The sequence below is a fragment of the Psychrobacter sp. 1Y4 genome, assembly GCF_051847555.1.
On sequence record NZ_JBPYDE010000772.1, the window covers coordinates 1 to 622 of the forward strand.

The 622-nt window shown below is 47.9% G+C and carries 1 protein-coding gene; it reads right to left on the reverse strand.

The genetic code is table 11. The features are described 5' to 3' along the window. Positions 1-7: 7 nt before the first annotated feature. The gene (locus tag ACS8FC_RS18805) at positions 8-502 is read right to left on the reverse strand and encodes a PAS domain-containing protein (RefSeq protein ID WP_439297908.1); all 495 of its coding nucleotides are present in this window, start codon (positions 500-502) and stop codon (positions 8-10) included. Positions 503-622: the final 120 nt, after the last annotated feature.

The window sequence follows — 622 nt, forward strand, 5'->3', positions numbered from 1 at the left end:
TCATGATTTAGCCTTCCTCATCTTGTTTCATTTGGGCGTACTGAGCCATTGCCGCTTCGATTTTGCTGCGTGATGGCTTACGGCGTACTGAGGTATATCCTACGGTTACGCCGCGGCGAACGTTGGGCACGACCGTGGCATATACCCAGTAGTGACTACCGTCTTTGCATAAGTTTTTGACATAGCCATGCCATTTTTGTCCAGACTCAGCAGTATCCCACAGGTCTTTGTAAGCGGCTTTTGGCATATCAGGATGACGCAGAATATAGTGCTGTTGGCCAATTAGCTCATCGACGTGGTAGCCACTAATCTCGACAAAGGCATCGTTGACGTGAGTGATAACGCCGTCTAAATCGGTACGCGAGACAATGAGCTTACCATCTGGGTAAGGGCGCTCTACACCTGTATCATAGACAGTCCGAGAGGTGCCATCATGATAGGTCAGGGTGATTTGCTCAGCAGGCAGGTCAGGCTTGTGTGCATCAGGGATTGGAGAACCCATGGTCATCTCCTTTATTAGTCGTTATGTAGTCAATCCTCTATAAGTGGGATACGGTGTCAGCCTTGCTTAGTCTACTAATTATAGGGCTTTCACTCGGCTTCCTTGTATCCAAATTATATT

Coding starts and splice junctions, on each gene's coding strand:
- ACS8FC_RS18805 (WP_439297908.1), bottom strand. CDS start 502: ATGGGTTCTCCAATCCCTGATGCACACAAGCCTGACCTGCCTGCTGAG.